The sequence below is a fragment of the Streptomyces sp. CO7 genome (genome assembly GCF_053474865.1).
Genome location: NZ_JBRIOU010000006.1, coordinates 355506 through 360412 on the forward strand (window position 1 = coordinate 355506; position 4907 = coordinate 360412).

General features: G+C 72.8%; 4 protein-coding genes. 2 read left to right on the plus strand and 2 right to left on the minus strand.

Annotation, left to right across the window (positions count from 1 at the left end):
• The first annotated feature begins 316 nt into the window (after positions 1–316).
• Together ACOV8S_RS23145 and ACOV8S_RS23150 are read left to right on the plus strand one after the other, a co-directional pair.
• Positions 317–1408: a magnesium and cobalt transport protein CorA gene (locus ACOV8S_RS23145; RefSeq protein ID WP_448320133.1), complete on the plus strand. Its 1092-nt coding sequence runs from the start codon at positions 317–319 to the stop codon at positions 1406–1408.
• Positions 1409–1465: 57 nt separating this feature from the next.
• A complete protein-coding gene (locus ACOV8S_RS23150; protein ID WP_448319964.1) occupies positions 1466–3052 on the plus strand; it encodes a flavin-containing monooxygenase in 1587 nt (528 codons plus the stop codon).
• Here the strand turns inward: ACOV8S_RS23150 and ACOV8S_RS23155 are convergent.
• Both ACOV8S_RS23155 and ACOV8S_RS23160 read right to left on the minus strand, forming a co-directional pair.
• Entirely contained in the window at positions 3018–3833 is an 816-nt protein-coding gene (locus ACOV8S_RS23155; protein WP_448319966.1) for an ABC transporter permease, read from the minus strand. The two genes, ACOV8S_RS23150 and ACOV8S_RS23155, sit on opposite strands and share 35 nt — an antisense overlap.
• Positions 3830–4738, minus strand: coding sequence for an ABC transporter ATP-binding protein (locus ACOV8S_RS23160; RefSeq protein WP_448319967.1), 909 nt, complete (start codon positions 4736–4738; stop codon positions 3830–3832). The genes ACOV8S_RS23155 and ACOV8S_RS23160 overlap by 4 nt, the downstream gene beginning before the upstream one ends.
• Positions 4739–4907: the final 169 nt, after the last annotated feature.

The following is a 4907-nucleotide window of genomic DNA, read 5'->3' on the forward strand; positions in this document are numbered from 1 at the left end:
GGACGCCGGACGTGCGGCACGAGCCGGGAGCCGACGGATCGTCAGCGGGCCGGCGGCTGCTCGGCGTGCGGCGGGAAGGGAGGGAACGACCGGGAGGGAACCGGTGTCAGGCCACGCGACACAGCGCTGCGGCGACACGGACCAGGTCGACGCAGCGGCGGCAGGTGAGGATCTGGCGCGGCATGTTCCGATGCAAGCACGGTGCTTTCGCGGCCGTCAACGCCATGGCCGCCATGCGAGACGCCGCCGGGCCGGCGGGCGAGGCACAATGAGCAGCGCTGAAGGCCTAGTAGGGCGAAGGAGCGTGGCCCCCAACATGTCCATGGTCGGCAACCTGCGCAAGGTGGCGCGGCTGGCGCGGCGTACGCGCCGGGTGGATCTCAACCATCCCGCCCGCTCCCCCCTGGGATCGACGGTGGTGAACTGCGTCGTCTACCGCGACGGTGTCCGGCAGGACGGACCTGCGGGCGTGCACGAGGCGGTGCGGCTCGCGGCCAAGCACCGCGACGGCTTCGTCTGGCTGGGGCTGCACGAGCCCACCGCCGAGCAGTTCACCGACGTGGCGGAGCTGTTCGGGCTGCACCCGCTGGCGGTGGAGGACGCGGTCCACGCCCACCAGCGGCCCAAGGTGGAGCATTACGGCGACGTGCTGTTCTCCGTCTTCAAGACGGTCACCTACGTCGAGCACGCCGAACTGACCGCGACCAGCGAGGTGGTGGACACCGGCGAGATCATGGTCTTCACCGGTCCCCGCTTCGTGGTCACCGTCCGGCACGGCAGCCACGGTTCGCTGGGCCCGCTGCGCGAGGAGCTCGAGGCGCAGCCGCGGATGCTGGCCGAGGGCCCCTCGGCGGTGCTGCACGCGGTCGCGGACCACGTCGTCGACGAGTTCCTGACGGTGGCGGCGGCCGTGCAGGACGACATCGACGCGGTGGAGAACCAGGTCTTCTCCCCCGCCGACCGCACCGCCGACCCCGGCCGCATCTACCAGCTCAAGCGTGAGGTGCTGGAGTTCAAGCGGGCCGCGGTGCCGCTGGCGCAGCCGCTGGCCCGGCTGGCGACCGATCCCTCCGCACCGGTCACCGAGGAGATACGGGCCTACTTCCGTGACGTCTCCGACCACCTGGCCCGCGTCACCGAGCAGATCACCGCCTCCGACGCGCTGCTGGACTCCGTGCTGCAGGCCCACCTGGCCCAGGTGACCGTGGCGCAGAACGAGGACATGCGGAAGATCACCGCGTGGGCCGCGATCATCGCCGTCCCGACGATGGTCTGCGGCGTGTACGGCATGAACTTTGAACACATGCCCGAGCTGGGCTGGCGGTACGGGTACGCCTACGCGATCGGGCTGATCGTGGTGGCCTGCTTCTTCATCCACCGCGGGTTCAAGCGCAACGGCTGGTTGTGAAGGCCCTTTTGGCGCATAGTCGGAGCACCTTGATCGGAGCGGGAGTGGAGTGACGCCGTGAGCCGGACCGAGACGCCCCTGGAGCAGCTGGACGTCCTCGTCGTCGGGGCCGGCCTGTCCGGCATCGGCGCGGGGCGGTACCTGCGGACCGAGCACCCGGCGAAGTCCTTCGCCGTCCTGGAGGCCCGCGGCGCCTCGGGCGGCACCTGGGACCTCTTCCGGTACCCGGGCATCCGCTCGGACTCCGACCTCCACACCTTCGGCTACGAGTTCAAGCCGTGGCGGGACCGGCAGGCCATCGCCGACGCGCCGCGCATCCTGGCCTACCTGCGCGAGACGGCGACGGAGAACGGTCTCGACGCCCATATCCGCTACCACCACCGGGTGACCGCGCTCTCCTGGTCGAGCGAGGAGGCGCGCTGGCTGGCCGAGGTGGAGCGCACCGACACCGGCGAGCGCCTCCGGCTGAGCGCCCGCTGGGTGTTCTGCGCCAGCGGCTACTACCGCTACGACCAGGGACACACCCCGCGCTTCGAGGGCCTGGAGGACTTCCGGGGCACCGTGGTCCACCCGCAGCAGTGGCCCGAGGACCTGGACCACGCCGGCCGGCGGGTGGTGGTGATCGGCAGCGGCGCGACCGCCGTCACCCTGGTCCCGGCGCTGGCGGAGACGGCCTCGCACGTGATCATGCTCCAGCGGACGCCCACGTACGTCATGCCGGTGCCCCGTGAGGACGCGATCGCCGCCGCGCTGCGCAAGTGGTTCGGCGAGGAACGCGGTTACGCCCTCACCCGGCGCAAGAACATCGCGCAGCAGCGCGCCATCTGGTCGTTCGCCCAGCGGTTCCCGAAGACCGCGCGGAAGCTGATCCGGTGGGTCAACACCAAGCAGCTGCCCGAGGGTTATCCGGTCGACGAGCACTTCAACCCGCCGTACGACCCGTGGGACCAGCGGCTGTGCGCGGTGCCGGACGGCGACCTGTTCAAGGCGATCGGCCGGGGCGCCGCCGAGGTGGTCACCGACCGGGTCGCCCGGTTCACCGAGCGGGGCGTCCTGCTGGAGTCGGGCCGGGAGCTGGAGGCGGACATCGTGGTCACCGCCACCGGTCTCACCGTGCAGGCGCTGGGCGGCGTCGCGCTGACCGTCGACGGCGAGCCCGTCCGGCTCTCGCAGACCGTCGCCTACAAGGGCATGATGCTCTCCGGCGTGCCGAACCTGGTGATGGCCATCGGCTACACCAACTCGTCCTGGACGCTGAAGATCGGCCTGCTCTGCGAGCACTTCTGCCGCCTGCTGTCCCACCTGGACGCCCACGGCTGGGACGCGGCCTGTCCCGAGCCGGCCGACCCGGCCATGCCCACCCGCCCCTTCCTGGACTTCGCGGCCGGCTACATCCTGCGGGCGGTCGACCAACTGCCCCGCCAGGGGAACCGGATGCCGTGGCTGACGTCGATGAGCTACCACTCGGACGTCAAGCTGCTGCGCTCCGACGACGTGACCGACCCCGAGCTGCGCCTGTTCCGCGCGACGCGGCGGGGCGAGGTGGCCGCCGCAGCGGACACGAGGACCGCGCCGCCCGGGGCGACGGCGCCGGGCGACGCCCAGCCGCTCACACGTCCCGTCGCCGGACGGCGAGAACAGTGACCCCGGCCGCCGCCGTCGCCCACACCGCGTAGACGGTCCACGCCCCGGCCTGCGTCCAGGGGAAGGCGACCGGCTCCGGCCCGGTGGGGGTCAGCCGCAGCCAGGCGGGGAAGGGCAGCGCGTGCCGGGCGACCGCCGTCCAGTGACGGTCCTCGGCGAGCAGCAACGGCAGCACCAGCAGCGCGGTCACCCCCGCGAGCACGGTGCCCGCCGTGCGCCGCAGCACGGCGGCCAGACCGAGTCCGGTCAACGCGCAGACCGGGGCCAGCAGCGCCGACGCCAGGAGCATCCGGGGCACGCCCGGGTCGGTGGCGGCGACGCCCACGCCACGGGTGTCGAGGATCGCCTGGGTGAGGAGGAAGGAGACGGCCGCGACCAGCGCGCCCCAGGCCGTGGCGGTCAGCGTGACCACGACGGCCTTGGCGGCGGTGACCGCGCCGCGGGCGGGGACCGCGGTGAACGTCGTGCGCACGCTGCCGGTGGCGAACTCGCCGAGCAGCGGCAGCGCCCCGAGGACGCACAGCGTCACCATGGTCACCACGGCCGCGTTGGCGTTGAACGCCAGCTGGAGCGGCAGGCCGGCCTGGACGAAGGACGCCCGGTCCTCGGCGGTCCGCTCGTGCCAGTGGGCCTGGAGGTCCCAGGCGGTCCCTGCGTTGAAGGCGATCACCACCAGGGCGGCGGTGCCGTGGGCGACCCAGGTGGAGCGCAGGGAGCGCAGTTTGATCCACTCGGCGGCGGTCAGGTCGCCGAAGCGCGGGCGGGGTTCCGTCATGTTCATCGTGCCCCTCCTGTCGGGTACTGGACGGAGTCCGCGGTCAGGCGCATGAACGCCTCCTCCAACGACGGGCGTTCGTGCTGGAGTTGGGTCAGCGGTATGCCGTGGCGGTGGGCGATCCCACCGATCCGGCCGACGTCCAGTCCGGTGACGACGAGCAGGTCGCCCTCCGTCCGCACGTCCGCGCCCTCGGCGGTCAGCAGCCGGCCGAGCGCGGCGGCCTCCGGGGTGCCGACGGTGATGTGCTCGCCCGAGCCCCGTGCGGAGAAGGCGGCGAGGCTCTCCGCGGCGATCAGCCGTCCGCCTCCGACGACGACCAGTTCGTCCGCGGTGTGCTCCATCTCGGACATCATGTGACTGGAGACGAGGACGGTGCGGCCCTCGGCCGCGAGCCCGCGGAACAGACCGCGGACCCATCGCACCCCCTCGGGGTCGAGACCGTTGAGCGGCTCGTCGAAGACCAGCACCGGCGCGTCCCCCAGCAGGGCGGCGGCGATGCCGAGGCGCTGCTTCATGCCGAGGGAGAACCCGGAGATCCGGCGGCGGGCGGCACCGGTCAGCCCGGCCAGGTCCAGCACCTCGTCCACCCGGGCGAGCGGGATCCGGTTGCTGCGGGCGAGTGCGGCCAGGTGGGCCCGGGCCGTCCGGCCGCCGTGCACGTCCTGTGCGTCGAGGAGCGCGCCGACCTGGCGCAGCCCGCGCGGACGCCCGGAGAAGGGACGGCCGTCGACGGTGGCGGCGCCGGCGGTCGGCCGTTGGAGGCCCAGGAGCACGCGCAGCGTGGTGCTCTTGCCCGCGCCGTTGGGCCCGAGGAAGCCGGTGACCCGCCCCGGCCGGACGGTGAAGGTCAGGTCGTCGACGGCCGTGACGCCGCCGTAGCGTTTGGTGAGGTGCGTGACATCGATCATGGGGACCACGGTGCCGCCCGGCGGGGGTGCGGGGCGTCCGGCCTGGGTCGGCATTCACCCGTCGCGGGCGTCGACCTCGGCTGTACGACCGGGAGTTGACGACGTGTCCCACGAACCGTGCCACGATCGGGGCATGTCCGTCGCCTCGTCCCTCCCGCCGGCCCTCCCC